The sequence below is a fragment of the Streptomyces sp. NPDC000983 genome (assembly GCF_040299205.1).
Classification (GTDB): domain Bacteria; phylum Actinomycetota; class Actinomycetes; order Streptomycetales; family Streptomycetaceae; genus Streptomyces.
In genome coordinates, this window is record NZ_JBEPBM010000008.1 from 72,996 (window position 1) to 93,062 (window position 20,067).

At 72.9% G+C, this 20,067-nt stretch carries 13 protein-coding genes; 9 read left to right on the top strand and 4 right to left on the bottom strand.

The annotated features are described in order from the left end of the window. The first annotated feature begins 131 nt into the window (after window positions 1–131). The 4 genes from ABT296_RS11560 (at window position 132) to ABT296_RS11575 (ending at window position 4,857) form a co-directional block, all read left to right on the top strand. Window positions 132–1,409, top strand: coding sequence for an aspartate kinase (locus tag ABT296_RS11560; RefSeq protein WP_351925806.1), 1,278 nt, complete (start codon window positions 132–134; stop codon window positions 1,407–1,409). Next, window positions 1,409–2,476: an aspartate-semialdehyde dehydrogenase gene (locus ABT296_RS11565; protein ID WP_351925808.1), complete on the top strand. Its 1,068-nt coding sequence runs from the start codon at window positions 1,409–1,411 to the stop codon at window positions 2,474–2,476. Before ABT296_RS11560 ends, ABT296_RS11565 begins: the two co-directional genes overlap by 1 nt. 471 nt (window positions 2,477–2,947) lie before the next feature. After that, window positions 2,948–3,553 carry a SigE family RNA polymerase sigma factor gene (locus ABT296_RS11570; protein WP_453164618.1) on the top strand — a complete coding sequence of 202 codons (606 nt, stop codon included), beginning with the start codon at window positions 2,948–2,950 and terminating at the stop codon, window positions 3,551–3,553. A gap of 86 nt (window positions 3,554–3,639) precedes the next feature. Then, window positions 3,640–4,857 carry a hypothetical protein gene (locus tag ABT296_RS11575; protein WP_351925813.1) on the top strand — a complete coding sequence of 406 codons (1,218 nt, stop codon included), beginning with the start codon at window positions 3,640–3,642 and terminating at the stop codon, window positions 4,855–4,857. Between the two features lie 58 nt (window positions 4,858–4,915). Here ABT296_RS11575 and ABT296_RS11580 read toward each other — a convergent pair whose 3' ends face one another. Beyond that, complete coding sequence (locus ABT296_RS11580; RefSeq protein ID WP_351925815.1) at window positions 4,916–5,713, bottom strand: SURF1 family protein; 798 nt, start codon at window positions 5,711–5,713, stop codon at window positions 4,916–4,918. Window positions 5,714–5,758: 45 nt separating this feature from the next. Beyond that, window positions 5,759–6,133, bottom strand: a complete 375-nt coding sequence (locus ABT296_RS11585; RefSeq protein WP_351925817.1) for a nuclear transport factor 2 family protein — start codon at window positions 6,131–6,133, stop codon at window positions 5,759–5,761. A 113-nt stretch (window positions 6,134–6,246) separates the two neighbouring features. Here ABT296_RS11585 and ABT296_RS11590 point away from each other — a divergent pair, with 113 nt between their 5' ends. Next, a complete protein-coding gene (locus ABT296_RS11590) occupies window positions 6,247–8,076 on the top strand; it encodes a S9 family peptidase (RefSeq protein ID WP_351925819.1) in 1,830 nt (609 codons plus the stop codon). Window positions 8,077–8,337: 261 nt separating this feature from the next. On the opposite strand, the gene ABT296_RS11595 is transcribed toward ABT296_RS11590, so the two are convergent. Continuing rightward, window positions 8,338–10,218 carry an NAD-binding protein gene (locus ABT296_RS11595; protein ID WP_351925821.1) on the bottom strand — a complete coding sequence of 627 codons (1,881 nt, stop codon included), beginning with the start codon at window positions 10,216–10,218 and terminating at the stop codon, window positions 8,338–8,340. A 173-nt stretch (window positions 10,219–10,391) separates the two neighbouring features. Between ABT296_RS11595 and ABT296_RS11600 the strand changes: the two genes are divergently transcribed. Both ABT296_RS11600 and ABT296_RS11605 read left to right on the top strand, forming a co-directional pair. Further along, window positions 10,392–11,405, top strand: a complete 1,014-nt coding sequence (locus tag ABT296_RS11600) for a permease (protein ID WP_351925823.1) — start codon at window positions 10,392–10,394, stop codon at window positions 11,403–11,405. Continuing rightward, complete coding sequence (locus ABT296_RS11605; RefSeq protein WP_351925825.1) at window positions 11,402–12,208, top strand: TIGR03943 family putative permease subunit; 807 nt, start codon at window positions 11,402–11,404, stop codon at window positions 12,206–12,208. The genes ABT296_RS11600 and ABT296_RS11605 overlap by 4 nt, the downstream gene beginning before the upstream one ends. On the opposite strand, the gene ABT296_RS11610 is transcribed toward ABT296_RS11605, so the two are convergent. Then, the gene (locus ABT296_RS11610) at window positions 12,205–12,417 is read right to left on the bottom strand and encodes a DUF4287 domain-containing protein (RefSeq protein ID WP_351925827.1); all 213 of its coding nucleotides are present in this window, start codon (window positions 12,415–12,417) and stop codon (window positions 12,205–12,207) included. The genes ABT296_RS11605 and ABT296_RS11610 overlap by 4 nt on opposite strands. Before the next feature lie 307 nt (window positions 12,418–12,724). Between ABT296_RS11610 and ABT296_RS11615 the strand changes: the two genes are divergently transcribed. Together ABT296_RS11615 and ABT296_RS11620 are read left to right on the top strand one after the other, a co-directional pair. Then, entirely contained in the window at window positions 12,725–18,313 is a 5,589-nt protein-coding gene (locus ABT296_RS11615; protein WP_351925829.1) for a glutamate synthase-related protein, read from the top strand. Then, window positions 18,310–20,067, top strand: coding sequence for a sulfite reductase subunit alpha (locus tag ABT296_RS11620; protein ID WP_351925831.1), 1,758 nt, complete (start codon window positions 18,310–18,312; stop codon window positions 20,065–20,067). The genes ABT296_RS11615 and ABT296_RS11620 overlap by 4 nt, the downstream gene beginning before the upstream one ends.

The window sequence follows — 20,067 nt, forward strand, 5'->3', positions numbered from 1 at the left end:
ACTTTTCCCGGAGCCGTTCCCCGGGCAGGGGCTGACCTGGGCGCCCGAGTCTCACCATGCGGTATCGCGGAGGCGAAATGCGGGCGCTCGTTAAAATGAGCCGACACACACGGACTGAGCGAGGAGCGCACGTGGGCCTTGTCGTGCAGAAGTACGGAGGCTCCTCCGTAGCCGATGCCGAGGGCATCAAGCGCGTCGCCAAGCGGATCGTGGAAGCGAAGAAGAACGGCCACCAGGTGGTCGTCGTCGTTTCCGCGATGGGCGACACGACGGACGAGCTGATCGATCTCGCCGAGCAGGTATCCCCGATGCCTGCCGGGCGTGAGTTCGACATGCTGCTGACCGCCGGAGAGCGTATCTCCATGGCGCTGCTGGCCATGGCGATCAAAAACCTGGGCCACGAGGCCCAGTCCTTCACCGGCAGCCAGGCCGGCGTCATCACCGACTCGGTCCACAACAAAGCCCGGATCATCGATGTCACGCCGGGCCGGATCCGGGAGTCCCTGGACAAGGGCAACATCGCCATCGTCGCCGGGTTCCAGGGCGTCAGCCAGGACAAGAAGGACATCACCACGCTGGGGCGCGGCGGGTCCGACACCACCGCTGTCGCGCTGGCCGCCGCCCTCGACGCCGAGGTCTGCGAGATCTACACCGACGTGGACGGCGTGTTCACCGCCGACCCGCGGGTGGTGAAGAAGGCGAAGAAGATCGACTGGATCTCCTTCGAGGACATGCTGGAACTGGCCAGCTCCGGGTCGAAGGTGCTGCTCCACCGCTGTGTGGAGTACGCCCGCCGCTACAACATCCCGATCCACGTGCGGTCCAGCTTCAGCGGACTTCAGGGCACATGGGTCAGCAGCCAGCCGATCGAGCAAGGGGACCAGAAGGTGGAGCAGGCCATCATCTCCGGTGTCGCGCACGACACCTCCGAGGCCAAGATCACGGTCGTCGGTGTGCCGGACAAGCCGGGCGAGGCCGCCGCGATCTTCCGCACGATCTCGGACGCCGAGATCAACATCGACATGATCGTGCAGAACGTGTCCGCCGCCTCCACGGGGCTGACGGACATCTCCTTCACCCTCCCCAAGGCCGAGGGCCGCAAGGCCATCGACGCCCTGGAGAAGAACAAGCACGGCATCGGCTTCGACTCGCTGCGCTACGACGACCAGATCGGCAAGATCTCCCTGGTCGGCGCGGGTATGAAGACCAACCCCGGCGTCACCGCCGACTTCTTCACCGCGCTGTCCGACGCGGGCGTCAACATCGAGCTGATCTCGACCTCCGAGATCCGCATCTCGGTGGTCACCCGCGCCGACGACGTCAACGAGGCCGTGCGCGCCGTGCACACCGCCTTCGGACTCGACTCCGACAGCGACGAGGCCGTCGTCTACGGAGGCACCGGTCGCTGATGCCGGGGAACCGACGGCCGACGCTGGCGGTCGTGGGAGCGACCGGAGCGGTCGGCACGGTCATGCTCCAGATCCTGTCCCAGCACGCGGACATCTGGGGTGAGATCCGACTGATCGCCTCGCCGCGCTCGGCCGGCCGCAAGCTGGCCGTCCGCGGCGAGGAGGTCGAGGTGGTGGCCCTGTCGGAGGAGTCCTTCGACGGGGTCGACATCGCCATGTTCGACGTACCCGACGACATCGCCGCGCGCTGGGCGCCGGTCGCCGCCGCGCGCGGTGTCGTCGTGGTGGACAACTCGGGCGCCTTCCGGATGGACCCGGAGGTGCCCCTCGTCGTTCCCGAGGTCAACGCCCACAAGGCCCGGATGCGGCCGCGCGGCATCATCGCCAACCCCAACTGCACCACGCTCTCCATGATCGTGGCGCTGGGCGCGCTGCACGCCGAGTTCGGGCTGCGGGAGCTGGTGGTCTCCTCCTACCAGGCGGTCAGCGGCGCGGGCCGGGAGGGCGTGGAGACGCTGCGCCGGCAACTGTCCCTGGTCGCCGGCACGGAACTGGGCACCCACCCCGGTGACGTACGGCGGGCCGTCGGCGACGACACCGGGCCGTTCCCGGAGCCGGTCGCGCTGAACGTCGTGCCCTGGGCCGGTTCGCTGCGCGAGGACGGCTGGTCCTCGGAGGAGATGAAGGTCCGGGACGAGTCCCGCAAGATCCTGGGCCTGCCCCGCCTGCCGGTGGCGGTCACCTGTGTCCGCGTCCCCGTGGTCACCACGCACTCCCTGACCGTGCACGCCCGCTTCGAGGGCGAGGTCACCGTCGCCCGGGCCCGCGAGATCCTCGCCACCGCCCCCGGCGTCGTCCTCTTCGACAACCCGGAGGCGGGCGAGTTCCCCACCCCCGCCGACGTGGTCGGCACCGACCCGACCTGGGTCGGCCGGGTGCGCCGGGCGCTGGACGATCCGACCGCCCTCGAACTCTTCGTGTGCGGGGACAACCTGCGCAAGGGCGCGGCGCTGAACACCGCCCAGATCGCCGAACTGGTGGCCGCCGAGCTGTCGGCGGGTTCGTGACGGCGCCGGAGTTCCCGTCACAACGGCCCTCGGCCGGAAAAGTCCGGGGGTCCGACGGGAAACGTTTGTAGGATCTGCGTGAAGGATGTGAGCCGGATGATGGTCCGTACCACTTGATCGGGACCTCTTCGGCGTTCGAAGATTTCCTCCCCGTCCCCCGCAACCGCGCGGAGGGCGGGGAGCGTCTTTGCGGTCGCCTTCCGGCGGACGTTCGGGCGTGACATCCGTGGCGTGGGGACGCCATGGGGCGGGCGTGGGGACGTCCGTACATATGGGACATAGGGGAAGAGCGGGACGCATGAGTGCATGTGAGGCACCGTCAGTCGTGCTGCCTGACGTAAAAGTGACGTCCGGCACGTACAACCCTCATGGGGGTAGACGTGTCCAACAGGCGTGGCAGAGGTACTCGACTTCCATGCGGCGACGCGCGGCACGGCCCTACGGCCGCCGCGCCCTTCCCGCAGATCCCGCATGCCCGGTACGCCCGGCGGCATGCCGGTGATCGCACCCATGCCCGCAGCGCGGCCAGCCCGCATCCCCAGTCAGCGTGACGGCTCCGACATCGGCGAGGAGACGGCGGCCGCCGGTACGACGGTCGACCATCTCACCGAGACCTACCGGGCCCATTACCGGTCGCTGCTCGGACTCGCCGCGCTCCTCCTCGACGACACGGCCTCCTGCGAGGACGTCGTCCAGGAGGCGTTCATCCGCGTCCACTCGGCACGCAAGAGGGTCCGGGACCCCGAGAAGACCCTCGCGTATCTGCGGCAGACGGTGGTGAACCTCTCCCGCTCGGCCCTGCGCCGCCGCATCCTCGGACTCAAGCTGCTGTCCAAGCCGATGCCGGACATGGCGAGCGCGGAGGAGGGGGCGTACGACCAGCTGGAGCGGGACTCCCTGATCAAGGCGATGAAGAACCTCCAGCGCCGCCAGCGCGAGGTCCTCGTCCTTCGGTACTTCGCCGACATGACCGAGGCGCAGGTCGCGGAGACGCTCGGGATATCGCTGGGCTCGGTCAAGGCATACGGCTCGCGCGGCATCGCCGCGCTGCGGGTCGCGATGGAGGCGCCGGTATGAGCGGCGACCACGACGAACGGCGGCGTCCCCCGAGCCCTGCTCGGGACGACCGGACGCCGAAGCAATCGCACGCTGGGAACGGAACTGTGAACGACGGCCCCGAGGGCCAGGCCCCGACGGAACGCACCACGACGGACGACGCGGCGAACGGCGCCACGGCGCCGGACGACGCGTCCGACCTTGCCGCGTCGGGGGACGCGGACGGTACCGGTGGCGCCGACGAGGCGGCCGGCGGGTCGGGTCCGGACGCGTTGCTGCGCGAGCTGTCGGGCGGGGGCCCTGCGGTCCCCGCCGGGGCCGGCGCGGACGACCTGGACCTGCGCAGGCTGCTTCAGGACGCCGTACAGGAGATCGAGCCGCGCGACGGCACGCTGGAGCATCTGCGGCGGGCGGTGCCCGCCCGGCGGGCGCGCAAGCGGCAGGCCCTCGTCGGCATGGCGGCGGCCGCGCTCTTCGTCGGTACGGCCGTCCCCGCGCTGCTGCACGTCTCCGGCGCGGTCGGCCCCGGCGCCAACCCCTCCGTGGCGGGCCACGGCACCCAGGCACAGGGCGGCGCCAGCCAGGGCCTCGACCCCGACTCCGGGCAGGGCTCCTCCGGCGGCACCTCCGGCCAGGCCCAGAAGCCCGGCGAGGGCGACCGGCCGACCGAGACCGACGGCGCCGGTGACGGCGGCACGGGCTCCGGCGGCACGGCCGACCCCTCCGCGACGGCCGACACCGGCTCCGCGGTCTGTACGGCGGACCAGCTGGCGGTCGCCACCGCGGGCGCCGACGCGCCGGACAGCGTGGGCGTTGTCTACGGCACGTTCCGCTTCACCAACTCCTCCACGGCGGCCTGCTCGGTCTCCGGCCCGGGCACGGTCGGCGCGGTGCCGGGCGGCGCCGCGGACGCGGCCAAGATCTCCACGGCCCGGCACGTCTCCGGCGACGCGGCCACGGGCCTGCCCGACCCGTCCCTGGAACTGACGTCCCTGCTGCTCCAGCCGGGCTCCTCCTACGAGGTCAAGTTCGCCTGGGTGCCGTCCGAGACCTGCCCCACGACGGGCGACAACTCCGGCGGCACGACCGGCGGCGGCGACCCCACGCCCGACCCGACCCCCACGGACGGCGCGGGCACGGCCGAGGGCACCTCGACGGGCACCGACAGCGGCACCGCCGCCCAGCTCCTCCCGGCGGAGGGCACGCTGGACGGCACGGTGACGGTCGTCAACACGGCGGAGGCGGGCGGCCCGACGGCCCAGGCGACGGTCTCGGGCGCCTGCGCGGGAACGGTCCTGTGGACCGGGGTGCTGGCGGGAGCGTAGGGAAGAGGCCCGCGGGGTGCCGGCGGGAGTCCGGTGAAGAGGTGAGCGGGGGCGTCGCTCAGACGGCGACCCGCTCCTCGCTCCCCGCCGGGTTCTCCTCCGGCACCAGGCCCAGTTCGGCGTCCCGCGCGAACTCCACCTCGCGGCGCAGCAGCCGGAACCACATGAAGACCACGAACCCGGCGAAGACGAACCACTCCCCGGTGTAGCCGAGGTTCTGGAAGGCCTTCAGGTCCAGCCCGGAGCCCTGCGCGGTGTTCACCGGGACCGCCTTCATCCCCGAGTCGCCCCGGTTCAGCGTCACCCACGCGTCGGTGACGTCGTAGGAGACCAGGTTCACCAGGGACGCGGCGCTGATGGCGCCGGTCTGTCCGGCGGGCAGGCCGCCCTGTCCGGGCACCCCGTTCTCGCCGGGCTGCTCGGACGCCTGGAGGGCCCCGGTGACGGTGACCTCGCCGGTGGGCGCGGCCGGCGCCTTCGCGGGGTCCGCGTCGCCGGGCAGCCAGCCCCGGACGACCGGCAGGGCCTCGCCGTCGTCGGTGCGCAGCAGGGTCAGGACGTAGAAGCCGGGCTTCTCGTCGATCTCGCGGTCGGGCACCAGCAACTGGTCGGCGTAGCGTCCGGTGGCCGTGACCTGCTTGCCGACGGTCGCCTGGTCGACGGGCAGCAGTTCGGCGAGCGGCCGGGCGGTCTCCCGCTTGTCCGACGCGGCCCGCGCCTCGGCGCCCTGATGGCTGTCCAGCCGATCCTCGAACCGGCTCAGCTGCCATGACCCCATGAAGACGCAGAAGGGGATGGCGAGCAGCACGAAGACGTTGATCCCCCACCAACGGGGCGTCAGCAGAAACCGGTACACGCTCCCCACGGTACGGCCCGTGCCGAAACGCCCTTCTCGCGGGGGTCAGAACCGCTCGGTGAGATGTGCCCGGTTCGCCGGGGGCTCGTACGGCTCGGGCCAGAAGTCCGTGACGGCGCTGATCCGGCCCTCGTCGTCGGCGGTGAAGAAGGAGATCCCTATGTTGACCTCCTCCCCGAGCGTGAACCGGGTCCGGGACACGGCCCGGCCGGGCTCGGCGACCACCTGTTCGACGGTCACGTGCCAGTCGCCGGGGAACTCGCGGTTGAACCGGACGTACGCCTCCCGCCCCCGTACCCGTTCCCGGCTCAGCGGCGCCTCGTACGTCACCCCGGCCGCGAGGGTGCCGGCGAACGCCTCCCAGTCCCGCGCCTCGGCCGCGGCCCAGTACTCCTCTACGGTCTTTCGCAGATCGGTCATGTCCGGCAGTGTGCACCCCGCCACTGACAACGGCTGTCCGCCCGTGGCGGAAGTTTTCCACAGGCTGGGGGCGGAGTCGGCACGTTGTCGTCCTGGCCGGGCAGTATGGGGCCATGACTGAGAGCAACGGGTCCGCCGCGCCGGATCAGCAGGAGCAGGACCGGTCCGTGCCGGACTGGGAGAAGCGCTTCCGGGCGCCGCGGGTGTCACTGCCGGAGTGGGCGGAGGACGCCCCGGACCGCTCCCTGTTCGTGTCGAACGCGACGGGGACGTACGAGCTGTACGCCTGGGACCGCGCCACCGGTGAGCAGCGGCAGGTGACGGACCGGCCCAACGGCACCACGGACGGCGTGCTCTCCCCGGACGGCGCCTGGATCTGGTGGTTCGACGACAAGGACGGCGACGAGTTCGGCGTCTGGCGGCGCCAGCCCTTCGCGGGCGGCGAGGACGAGCCGGCGGCGCCCGGTCTCGACCCCTCCTACCCGGCCGGCCTCGCCCTCGGCCGCGACGGCCGTACGGCGGTCGTGGGCCGTTCCACGGACGAGGAGGGCACCCGGATCCACCTCGCGCGCCTCGGCGAGCCCCCGGCCGAGCTGTACCGCCACCGGGAGTCCGCGGGGGTCGGCGACCTCTCCCACGACGGTTCGCTGATCGCGATCGAGCACACCGAGCACGGCGACGCGATGCACTCCGCGCTGCGCGTCCTGCGCCTCGACGGCTCGGCCGTCGCCGAGCTGGACGACACCCAGGGCGGCACCGTCGAGCTGGGCCTGGAGGTGCTGGGCTTCGCCCCGGTCGACGGCGACACCCGGCTGCTCGTCGGCCACCAGCGCCGCGGCCGCTGGGAGCCGCTGGTGTGGGACGTGGCCTCCGGCGTGGAGACCGACCTGGCCCTCGACCTGCCGGGCGACGTGAGCGCGGAGTGGTACCCGGACGGCTCGGGCCTGCTGGTCGCGCACAGCTTCGAGGCGCGCAGCGAACTCTTCCGCTACGACCTCACCACCCACGACCTGACGCGGATCGCCACCCCCAAGGGCACGGTGTCCGGCGCGACGGCCCGCCCGGACGGCACGGTCGAGTTCCTGTGGTCCTCGGCCGCCGAACCGTCCGCGGTCCGCTCGACGACCGGCGAGACCGTCCTGGACCCGCCGGGCGTGAAGTCCCCGGGCTCGGTCCCGGTGGAGGACGTGTGGGTGGACGGCCCGGGCGGCCGCATCCACGCCCTGGTCCAGAAGCCGGCGGGCGCCGAGGGCCCGCTGCCCACGGTGTTCGACATCCACGGCGGCCCCACCTGGCACGACAGCGACGCCTTCGCGGCCGGCCCGGCGGCCTGGGTGGACCACGGGTACGCGGTCGTCCGGGTCAACTACCGCGGCTCCACCGGCTACGGACGGGCCTGGACCGACGCCCTGAAGCACCGGGTGGGCCTGATCGAGCTGGAGGACATCGCGGCGGTCCGGGAGTGGGCGGTGGCCTCGGGTCTCGCCGACCCCGAGCGCCTGATCCTCACCGGCGGCTCCTGGGGCGGCTACCTCACGCTCCTGGGCCTGGGCACCCAGCCCGACGCGTGGACCCTGGGCATCGCGGCGGTACCGGTGGCGGACTACGTCACCGCGTACCACGACGAGATGGAAGCCCTGAAGGCGATGGACCGCACGCTCCTCGGCGGCACCCCCGAGGAGGTCCCGGACCGCTTCGAGGCGTCCTCCCCGATCACCTACGTCGACCAGGTGAAGGCCCCGGTCTACATCTCCGCCGGCGTCAACGACCCGCGCTGCCCCATCCGCCAGATCGAGAACTACGTCAAGCGCCTGGAATCCCGCGGCGCCCCCCACGAGGTCTACCGCTACGACGCCGGCCACGGCTCCCTGGTAGTAGAAGAACGCATCAAACAACTCCGCCTGGAACTCAACTTCGCCACCCACCACCTCCCCACCCCGTAACCCCACCCACCTAGCTGCGCACAGCCGTGCCGCCCACCCACCCACCTAGCTGCGCACAGCCATACCACTTAGCTGCGGGCAGCCGTGCCGCCCCTCTCTCACCCAGCTGCGGGCAGTCGTGCCGCTGGGGCGGCACGGGTGGGCGCGGCGGCACCCCGACGGCGCCGGGCTGCGCCCCCCACCGGCACCCCCCACCGGCCCGCACTGGCCCCCACCCCCACCGGCCCGCACTGACCGGCACCCCCACCACCCCGCACCCACCTACGCCCCCGCCGACTCCCGCCGCCGCCCCAACAACTCCGCCAACCCCCGCTGCGTGGCCGCCAACACCACCCGATCCTCCCCCCGCAGGACATACGTGTCCGGCAGATCCCACACCAGCCCCCTGCCACCCCCGACCCCCGCACCACCCCCCGACGCGCCACCGGGCTCCCCCACCCCGTCCTCCACCCCCGCATCCAACGCCAACACCCGCCACGCCCCCGCCCGAAACGCCTCCCCCACAGTCCGCCCCGCCAACTCCGGAAGCCCCCCGACCTCCACCGCGGCGAACAGCAACACCCGCCGCTCCACCGGAATCGCCCCCAGGATCTGCCGCCCCAACATCGCCCCCGCGAAGGCGGGCGCAGCCAGATGCGTCACGCTCCGACTCCGCGTGGAGGCCCGAGGATGCGCGGCCCGCAGCGTCCGGTACACCGCGGTGGCGAAGTCGTCGTCGTACAGCCGCAGCACCACCCGCAGATCGGGCCGCACGGACCGAGCCGCCAGCACCGCCTCCAGATTCGTCGCGTCCGCACTGGTCACCGCCAGCAACGCGTTCGCCCGATGCACCTTGGCGGCCTCCAGCACCCCTTCCTGCGTCACGTCCCCCAGCACGACCGGCACCCGCAGCCGCCGGGCCGTGGCCATCCCCCGGGCCTCCGGGTCCGCCTCGACGCACACCACCGGGATGTGCAGCTCCCGCAGCCGGGTCAGCACCCTCGTGCCGATCTTCCCCAGCCCGAGCAGCACCACATGCCCGCCCAGCCCCCGCGGCGGCTTGCGCAGCGCGGACCCGGTGCGGAAGGTCCCCAGCGCCTCCAGCACCGCGGCCAGCAGCACTGGCAGCAGCAGCAACCCCAGCAGCCCGGTGAGGAGTTGGAGCACCTGACGCCCGGTGGACTCGTTCAGCGCGGGTTCGTTGATGGCGAAGAGGTCGAGCAGGGTCTCGTAGGTGGCGTGCAGCGGATGGTCCCCGGTGGCCACGGTCAGCGCCACGGCCAGCGCGAGGACACAGCCCACCAGTCCCGCCAGCGACCACCGCAGCCGCCGCGAGAACAGCGAGGAGAAGGCCGGCACGACACCCCGGCCGGGCGGCATCGAGGGCCCGGAGTAGGAGACCTGCTCCAGTACGACCGCCCCGCGCCCCCGGGCCCGCCGTACGGCCGCCTCGTCGGGCAGCAACTGCGGCCCCTGCTCCTCCCCGTCGCCGGTGCCGTTCTCGCCGCCGGGGCCGGACAGCAGGGCCAGCGTGGCCAGTCCGGGCGCCGGTTCCTCGCCGGGCCCGCCCGGCTGCCGTTCGACGGCCCGCAGCAGTAACCCGTCGGTCTGCACGACCTTGCTGGTGCCGACGAGCGCGGTGGCGACCAGCGCGGGGGCGGCGGTGTCGGCGTCGGAGAGGACGGTCGTGGAGGCGTCCCCGACCTCGCCGCCGGTGGCCAACGCGGCGGCCTGGTCGAGGAGTTCCTCGATGTGTCGCCCCAACCGCCGGTTGTACAGGCGCAGTACGAGCCGCAGCCGGGGGTTGATCCGGCGGGCGGTGAGGGCGGCGCGGATGTTGGTCTCGTCGTCGTCGTAGACGAGGGCGAGCGCGGTGGCCCGCTCGACGCCGACGTCCGCCAGCAGCGCCTCGGTCACCTCGGCGGCCTCGACGACCCGGTCGCCGTCGGCCGGGGGAGGGGTCCCGGTGCCGGCGGCCCGGCTGACCGCGGCGCTGACCATCCGGTCCAGCAGCGCCGCCGAGGCGGCCCGCGCCCGTCCCACCACCGGCTGCCGCACGCTCCGTTCGGAGGGCGGCACGACCAGCGTGACCTGTTCGCCGTAGACGACGCGCAGTTCGCCGGCGAGCCGGTGCGCCAGCCCGTCGTCTCCGCAGACCACCATGTGCGCGGGGGGCGCACCCCCCGGCTGACCCTGACTCGGAACGCTCACCACGAGGGAGAAGACTGCCTCACCGGGACGGGTGGTTCCAGCACGCATCTGAACACGGGGTGCCCGCTTCCCGTATGCAAGGGGAGGGAGACCAGCGAGAGTTCACCGGAGGGACGCGACCGCCCGTGGCGACCACCACCCGTACCCGGCCCCCGGAGCAGCCCTCCGGCCGGCCCCGCGAGACCGAGGAGACGCGCACCGGCGCCCCCCTCGCCTTCATCACCCTGCTCCTGCTGGCCGTGCTGTTGCAGGACCCCCTGCGCGGCGCCCTGTCGGCGCCGGTGATGCAGAGCTGGACGACGGTGTTCGTGGCGGTGGTGATCCAGGCGCTGCCCTTCCTGGTGCTGGGCGTGCTCCTCTCGGCGGCGATCGCGGTGTTCGTGCCGCCGTCGTTCTTCGCGCGCGCCCTGCCCGCCCGTCCCGCCCTCGCGGTGCCGGTGGCGGGCGCGGCCGGGGCGGTCCTGCCCGGCTGCGAGTGCGCCTCGGTGCCGGTGGCGGGTGCGCTGGTGCGCCGCGGAGTGACCCCGGCCGCGGCCCTGGCCTTCCTCCTGTCCGCCCCGGCGATCAACCCGATCGTGCTGACCTCGACGGCGGTGGCGTTCCCCGGCGACCCGGAGATGGTCCTGGCCCGGCTGGTGGCGAGCCTGCTGGTGGCCTGCGCGATGGGCTGGCTGTGGCTGCGGGTGGGCCGTACCGACTGGCTGCGTCCGCCGTCCCGCCCCTCCTACGAGGGGCAGGGCCGGGGGGCCGCGTTCTGGGGGTCGGTGCGGCACGACGTGATGCACGCGGGCGGCTTCCTGGTGGTGGGCGCGATGGTGGCGGCGACCCTGAAGGCGGTGACACCGGAGAGCTGGCTGAGCGGGCTGGCGGCCAGCCCGGTGGCCGCCGTGCTCGCGCTGGCGCTGCTGGCGGTGGTGCTGTCGATCTGCTCGGAGGCGGACGCGTTCGTGGCGGCGTCGCTGACGCACTTCTCCCTGACCGCCCGGCTCACCTTCCTCGTGGTGGGTCCGATGGTCGACCTGAAGCTGTTCGCGATGCAGGCGGGCACCTTCGGCCGGGCCTTCGCCCTGCGGTTCGCCCCGGCGACCTTCGTGGTGGCGGTCCTGGTCTCCACGGCGACCGGGGCGGTGCTGCTGTGAGGCGCCAGGCGCAGGCCGCGCTGCTGTTCCTGCTGGGCGCGGCCCTGCTGCACGCGGGCACCACGGACCTCTACCTCCGCTATGTGAAGGCCGGCCTGCGGCCGCTGCTCCTGCTGTCGGCGGCGGTCCTGATCGCGACGGCCCTCGCGACGGCCTGGTACGAACGCAAGCCCCCGAAGGCCCCGGCCCCGGCCCCGGCCCCGGCCCCGGCCCAGACCGACGACCAGGAACCCCTGGCCCAGGAGGCCGACGACCAGGAATCCCCGGCACCCTCCGCGCACGCCCCCGCCCACCACCACGAACCCCGCATCAGCTGGCTCCTCGCCCTCCCCCTGCTGGCCCTCATCCTGGTCGCCCCGCCGGCCCTGGGTTCCTACAGCGCCGTGCGCGCCGGAACCGCCCTCCAGAAGCCGTACGGCTACGCCGAGCTGCCGACGTCCGACCCCGTGCCCCTGGCGCTGACGGACTACGCGGCCCGGGCGGTGTACGAGCACGGCCGCTCCCTCGACGGCCGCCGGGTCCGGATCACCGGCTTCGTCGCCCTGGCCCCCTCCGGCACCCCCTACCTGGTCCGGATGACCCTCAACTGCTGCGCGGCGGACGCCCAGCCCGTGAAGATCGCCCTGACCGGGGAGGTCCCGCCGGTGCTGCGCCCCGACACCTGGCTCCGGGTGACGGGCACCTACACCCCGCGCACCATGAAGGACCCGGTCAACGGCGCCCCCGTCCCGTACCTGAAGGTGACGGAGGCCGTCCCGGTGAAGCCGCCGAGCGACCCGTACGACGAGACCTGGAACAACTAGCTGCCGGTCTCGGCCAGGGTGTGCGCGACGAGCGCGTTGGCGTGCCCGTGGCCGAGGCCGTGCTCGGCCTTGAGCCAGTTCACGAGCTCCATGTGCCTGCTGAGCGGGGAGGTCCGGATGATCTCCTTCCACTCCGCGATCGGGCGCCCGTACTTCTTCTCGATGGAGGGGAAGTAGCCGGCGGGACCCTTGGCGGCGGCGGTGGCCATGTGACTGCTCCTGTCGGTGACGACGCTGTTGCCGTAGATGACCGACGGGGCCCGCGAAACTCATCGGTGTCCGCTACCCGGACACCGTTTCCCCCCGGCGGCCGGGCAGCGTATACATGCAGAGTGCAGTCTTGCGGTTAAAGTTAGGTAACCCTTAGCTTTAGAGATCGCACCACACTGGGCCCCGGACGTCTCGCCGGACCGCCCGCGGCGAGCGCTCCATCGACGCAGCCTGGCCGACCTCCCCCAGCGCCTCACGGGCCTGGGCGGTATCCCCAGCCGGAACTCGCTGCTCAGGACATGCCACGTGAATGCCTTCTCCCCGGGTCTGTACGACCCTGCCCTCGACCACAGCGACTGCGGCGTCGGCTTCATCACCCGCCTCGACGGGACGCCGGGCCACGACGTCATCACCAAGGGCGACGAAGCGCTGCGCGCCATCCCGCACCGCGGCGGCAAGTCCGCCGAGGGTGTCGGTGACGGCGCCGGTGTGAGCGTCGACCTGTCCCGGGAGTTCTTCACCGCGCTCACCGGCGAGGAACTGGCCCCCGGCCGCTTCGGCGTCGCGAACTGCTTCGTGCCGACCGACGCGGACCGCCGTACCGCGGCCGTGGAGCTCGTCGGCCGGAGCATCGCCGAGCAGGGCTTCGAGATCCTGCTCGTCCGGGACGTCCCCGTCGACCACACCGTCGCCCGCCCCGCCGCCGAGCGCTACCAACTCCCCATCGTGCAGTGGGTGTTCCGCGCCCCCGAGGACTGGGAGCGCACCGACGTCGACTCCGCCGCCCACCGCGCCCTGCTCGCGATCGAGGCCGTCGCCTACGCCGACGCCGGAACGTACGGCGGGCTGTACCCGCTCTCGCTGAGCGCGCGGACCCAGGTGCTCAAGGGCCGGCTCAACTCCGCCGAGGTCATCGGGTTCTTCCGCGACCTCGTCGACCCGCGGCACTCGGTGCGCACCCTGTACTTCCACACCCGGTTCTCCACCAACACCGAACCGCACCCCACGATGGCCCAGCCGTTCCGCCTCATGGCGCACAACGGCGAGCTGAACACCGACCGCAAGAACCGGCTCAGCGACGAGGCCCTGGCCCGCGCCCGGACCCGGTCCATCGTGCGCCCGCCCGGCCAGTCCGACTCCAGCCGGCTCGACCAGACCCTTCAGAGCCGGGTCTTCGACGACGGCCTGGACCTCGTCGAGGCCGTCGTCTCCCTGATGCCGCCCGCCTGGGAGAACGACCGCACCCTCCCCGAGGACGTGCGGGACATGCTGGAGTACTTCTCCCTGTACGAGGAGAAGAACGACGGCCCGGCCGCCCTCGTCTTCAGCGACGGCGACGTCGTCGGCGCCCGCCTCGACCGGCTCGGCCTGCGCCCGCTGCGCACCGTCGAGACCGCCGAGTACCTGATGGTCGCCTCGGAGGCCGGCCAGGTCGCCTTCCCCGACGACGAGGTCGTGCACCGGGGCCGCATCGAGGCCGGCGGCATGCTCGTCGTCGACCACCGCACCGGACGCCGGATGCGCACCCGCGAGGTCCTCGACGCGCTCGCCGCGCGCCGCCCGTACTCCGACCTGCTCACCGCCGCGCGCATCGACCTCGACGACATCCCCGCCCCCGACTACTACCGGGGCACCACCACCCTCGGCTACGACGGCGACCTGTCCCTGGCCGGCCGCTACGTGGCCTACGCGCTGAACCAGGAGAGCTTCCGGTTCATGCTCGACCCGATGCTCGCCGACGGCTCCGAGCGGATCTCCGCGATGGGCTACGGCAACGCCATCAACGCGCTCAGCGACACCGAGGGCGGCATGGCGAAGTACTTCTCGCAGCGGTTCGCCCAGGTCACCAACCCGCCGCTGGACAGCATCCGCGAGGCCGACGGCATGAGCATGCGGGTCGCGCTCGGCCCGAAGCCCGACGGCACCCACGACACCAACGGCCGCCAGCTCGTCGTCTCCTCGCCCGTCCTCGGGCACCTCGACATGGTGCGGCTGCGCGACCAGCGGATCGTGCCGCTGGAACGGTTCGCGATGCTCTACGAGCCGGTCGCCGGCGACGAGAGCGCCAACGCCGACGCCCTGCGCTCCGCCCTCACCCGGCTCTGCGACGACGTCGAGCGGTTCGCCGCCGAGCGGGGCGGCATCGCCCTGCTCACCGACCGCGCCGTCTCCTCCACCCGCGCCCCGCTGCCGGTGATCCTCGCCGTCGCCGCCGTCAACCAGCGGCTCATCGAGACCGGGCAGCGGCTGCGCGTCTCGCTCGTCGTGGAGAGCGGCCAGCTGGCCTCCTCCCACCACGTCGCCACCGCCCTCGGCTTCGGCGCCTCCGCCGTCTACAGCCTCAGCGCCCGGCTGCGCGCCGAGGAGAAGTACCCCAGCGCCGCCGCCCCCGCCGGTGAGATCACCGCCACCGACCGGGCGCTGGCGAAGTTCCGCAAGGCCGCCGAGAAGTCCCTCGCCAAGACCATGGGACGGGTCGGCCTGTGCACCGCCGAGAGCTACATCGGCGGCGAGTTCTTCGAACCCAACTACCTCGACACCCGCGACGACGTGTTCGCCCTCGCCTTCCCGCACATGCAGGCCCCGGTCGGCGGCGTCGGCTTCGCCCGCATCGCGCAGGCCGCGACCGACTGGCACGAGCGGGCCCGCAACGTCGAGACCGAGCAGCAGATCCCGCTGCTCGGCCTGTTCAAGGAGCGCTCGGACGGCGCCGGGCACTCCTTCGGCGTCACGGCCGTGCGCGGGTTCGGTGAAATGGTCGAGGAGCGGCCGGAGTTCGGCCGTCCCGAGGACTCCGACGCGCTGCGCCTGCTCACCCTCGGCCAGCTCGACGACGCCTTCGGCATCACCGACACCGCCTACCGCAACACCGGGTACGACGCCCTCGGCGAAGCCGAGATCGACGCGTTCCGGATCACCCCCGGGTACCGCTCCTTCCTGCGCACCACGCACGAGGAGCGCTCCCGTCGCCCCGCCGCCCTGCGGGACGTCCTCGCGCTGCCCGCCGATGTCACCGGACTGCGCACCGCCGAGGACTTCGCCCGTGAGCTGGGCCGCTTCTCGACGGACGGCAACGCGAGCGTCACGGTCCGCGGGATCGCGGTCTCGCGAAGCGGACAGGACGCCGGTGAAGCTCAGGACGTCGCCGCCGGCCCGGACCGTACCGGCGACGACGGCAACACCTTCCACCTCCGCCTGACCGCCCCCGGCGAGGAGCCCGCCGAGCGCCACGCCGCCCTCGCCGAAGCCCTCGTGCGCCTCGGCGAGGCCGACACCGACACCCTCGCCGTACGCGCCGACGGAGTGACCGTCACCGCCACCGGCCCCGCCGCCCGCCTGCTCGCCCTGCTCGAACAGGCCCCCGACAGCGTCCCGTTGGACGAGGTGCAGCCCGCGCACCAGATCACCCGCTCGCTCGCCTCCGGCGCCATGAGCCACGGCGCGCTCGTGGCGACCGCCCACGAGGCCGTCGCGCACGGCACCAACATGGTCGGCGCGATGTCGAACAGCGGTGAGGGCGGCGAGCACCACACCCGCTACGGCACCATCCGGGGCTCCCGGATCAAGCAGTTCGCGTCCGGCCGGTTCGGCATCTGGGCGGGCTACCTCGCCGACCCGATGCTGGAGGAGCTGGAGATCAAGATCGGGCAGGGCGCCAAGCCCGGCGAGGGCGGCCAGCTCCCCGCGCCGAAGGTGACCGTCGACATCGCCGCGGCCCGCGGCGGCACCCCCGGCATCGAGCTGATCTCCCCGCCCCCGCACCACGACACGTACTCCATCGAGGACCTCGCGCAGCTCATCCACGACTGCAAGGCGGCCCGCGTCCGGGTCGTCGTCAAGCTGGTCTCCTCCGAGGGCATCGGCACCATCGCCGTCGGAGTCGCCAAGGCCGGCGCCGACGTCATCAACGTCGCCGGGAACACCGGCGGCACCGGTGCCGCGGCCGTCACCAGCCTCAAGTACGCCGGACGTTCCGCGGAGCTGGGCGTCGCCGAGGTCCACCAGGCGCTCGTCGCCAACGGGCTGCGGCAGAAGGTCGTCCTGCGCTGCTCCGGCGCCCACCAGACCGGCGGCGACGTCGTCACCTCCGCCCTCCTGGGCGCCGACAGCTTCGAGTTCGGCACGACCGCGCTGATGATGCTCGGCTGCGTCATGGCGAAGAACTGCAACGTCAAGTGTCCCGCCGGACTCACCACCAACCCCGAGGTCTTCGAGGGCGACCCGCGCGCCCTGGCCCAGTACCTCCTCAACATCGCCCACGACGTGCGCGGCATCCTCGCCCGCCTCGGCCTGCGCTCCCTGCGCGAGGCCCGCGGCCGCACCGACCTGCTCCAGCTGCTCGACCACCCCGCGAGCGTCGGACGCCTCGACGTCCGCCGCCTGCTCGCGGTCCTGCCGGAGAAGACCGTCGAGGACCCCGAGTACCTGGAGAAGGACTTCACCACCGACGACGCCCTCATCGAGCGCGTCCGCACGGCCCTGTTCGACCGGCGCGAGCCGTCCCTGCTCGTCGACGGCGTCCGGCTCGGCAACAGCGACAAGTCGGTCGGCGGCCAGCTCGGCATCGACATCGAACGGCTCCTCAACCACCGGCCGGGCGAGGCCGGGGACGTCCCCGCGGTCACCACCGACGACCGCGGCCGCCGCCGTCTCGTCGACGACGCCGTCCGCATCCGCACCACCGGCTCCGCCGGCCAGTCGTACGGCGTCTTCTGCAACGACGGCATCACCCTCGAACACACCGGCACCGCCAACGACGGCGTCGGCAAGAGCCAGTCCGGCGGCCGGATCGTCGTCCGCGCCCCGGGCGGCGGCAGCGCCGAACGCGGCGGCAACGTGCTCATCGGCAACTTCGCGCTGTTCGGCGCGACCGGCGGGCGGACCTTCGTGCAGGGCGAGGCCGGCGACCGGTTCGCGGTGCGCAACTCCGGCGCCACCGCGGTCGTCGAGGGCGTCGGCGACTTCGGCTGCGAGTACATGACCGGCGGCACCGTCCTCAACCTCGGCGGCTTCGGCAAGGGCCTCGGCAACGGCATGAGCGGCGGCTTCCTCTACCAGTACGACCCCTCCGGCGAGCTGCCCGGCCGGGTCAGCGCCGACTCGCTGCTGGTGTTCCCGGTGACGGACACCGCGCGCGGCGCCTTCCACGAGGAGGCCGTACGGCTGCTGCTGGCCTGGCACGCGGAGGCCACCGGCTCCGAACTGGCCGCCCGGCTGCTGCACGACTGGGACTCCACGCGCGAGCACATGTACTGCGGGATGCCCCGCGCGCTGCTGCTGTACCAGGACTCCACCGAGATCCTCGCCGCCGCGACCCGGGGCACGCTCCTCGACGAGCTGGCCGGCTCCATCGCCACCGACAAGCTGCGCGCGTTCAAGGTCGACTACCGCGACCGCCGTACCGTCCTCGACGGCCGCGCCCCGGCCTTCGGCGACCAGGGCAGCGACGACATGTTCTCGCTGCTGTCCTCGTACACGGTGCTCGGCGTCGCCCAGGACGTCGCGCTCCAGCGGACGCCCGGCGCGAGCGGCCCGGACGACCCCAGGGTCGCCGAGGCGGTGCGCAACCTGGTCCTCACCGAGGACTTCTTCGTCAAGCAGCGCGTCGTGAAGTACCTGCGCGGCACGCTGGAACGCTTCGAGGACGGCGAACTCGCCACGCTCATCGCGATCAAGCGCCTCGACGACTACAAGCGCGCCCTGAAGCAGCGCAACAACCTGAGCGTGGACGCCCCCGGCACCTCCGGCTGGATCGTCCACCAGACCACCAAGAACGCCGGCCGCGCCCGCGCCGCCCGCTTCGACGAACTGCTCGCCAACGCGGCACTCGACGAACTGGCCGCGATCGCCACCCGCCGTGCCCCGCAGGCCCCCACCGAGGCGGTGACCGCATGACCGTCATGCCCCCCACCGGGACCCTGATCCCGGCCGACGCGCCCTTCTCCGCCCAGCAGGAGTCGTGGCTGGCCGGGTTCATCGCCGGCATCGCCGCCGCCGGCCGCCGCGACGGGGCGGCGTCCGCCGCGCCCGCCGCGACGATCGACATCCTCATCGGCACCCAGACGGGCAACGCCGAACTCGTCGCCGACGAGGCGGCGGCCGGCGCCCGCGCCCACGGCCTGGGCGCGCGCACCACCGCCCTCGACGACGTCACCCCCGAGGCGCTCGCCGCGATGACCCACGTCCTCGTCGTCACCTCCACCTACGGCGAGGGCGAGATGCCCGACAACGCGGGCCTGTTCTGGGAGGCGCTGCAGTCCGACACGGCCCCGCGCCTCGAAGGCGTCCGCTACGCCGTCCTCGGCCTCGGCGACCGCGGCTACGACGAGTTCTGCCAGGCGGCGAAGCTCATCGACACCCGCCTGGAGCAGCTCGGGGCGACCCGGCTGCACGAACGCGTCGACTGCGACGTCGACTTCGAGGAACCCGCGGCCCAGTGGACCGCCGAGGTCCTGGAACGGCTGGCCGCGCAGACGGGCGCGACCGCCGACGCCGGTGCCACGGACGCGAAGGCTGCGGCCCCCGCCAAGAGCCGCTCCCCGTGGAACAAGCGCACCCCCTACCCCTCCCGCCTCACCGAGAACCGGCTGCTGTCCTCGCCGCGCAGCGCGAAGGAGATCCGCCACTACGCGTTCGACCTCGGCGACAGCGGCATCACCTACCAGGCGGGCGACGCCCTGGCCGTCGTACCCGTCAACGACGACGCCCTCGTGGGACCGCTCCTGGAACACCTCGGCGCGAGCGGCGAGGAGGACGTCGACGGGCGCCCGCTCGCCGACGTCCTGCGCACCGGCCGCGAGATCCGCATCCCCTCCAGGGAACTCGTCGCCGACCTCGCGGAACGAGCCCCGGCGAGCGAACTGGCCGCGGTCGTCGCCCACGGCGACCGCTCCGACCTCGACTCCTGGCTCTGGGGCCGGGACGTACTCGACCTCCTCCGCGACACCGGGCCGTCCGCCCCTTCCGCGGCCGAACTCCTGCCCCTGCTGCGGCCGTTGCAGGCCCGCCAGTACTCGATCTCGTCGAGCCCGCTCGCCCACCCGGGCAGCGTCCACCTCACGATCGCCTCCGTCCGCTACGGCGCCGGACGGCGCACGTACGAGGGCGTGGCGTCGACGTACCTCGCGGACCGCGTCGGCGAGGACGGCACGGTCGGGGTGTACGTCCAGCCGAACTCCGCCTTCGGTGTCCCGGCCGACGACAGCGCCCCGATGGTCATGATCGGCCCCGGCACCGGCATCGCCCCGTTCCGCGGCTTCCTGCACGAGCGGGCCGCGCGCGGCGCCTCGGGCCGCAACTGGCTGTTCTTCGGCGACCAGCACCGCGCGACGGACTTCGTCTACGAGGACGAGCTGACCGAGCTGCGCGCGAGCGGCGTACTGACCGAACTCGACCTCGCCTTCTCCCGCGACCAGGCCGAGAAGGTCTACGTCCAGACGCGGATGCGGGAGCGCTCGCGGGAGCTGTACGCGTGGCTGGAGGAGGGCGCGCACGTCTACGTGTGCGGTGACGCCTCCCGGATGGCGAAGGACGTCGAGGCGGCCCTGCTGGGCGTCGTCGCCGAGCAGCGCGGACGCGGCCACGACGACGCGGCGGAGTACCTCGCCGAACTGCGCCGGGCCAAGCGCTACGTCCGGGACGTGTACTGA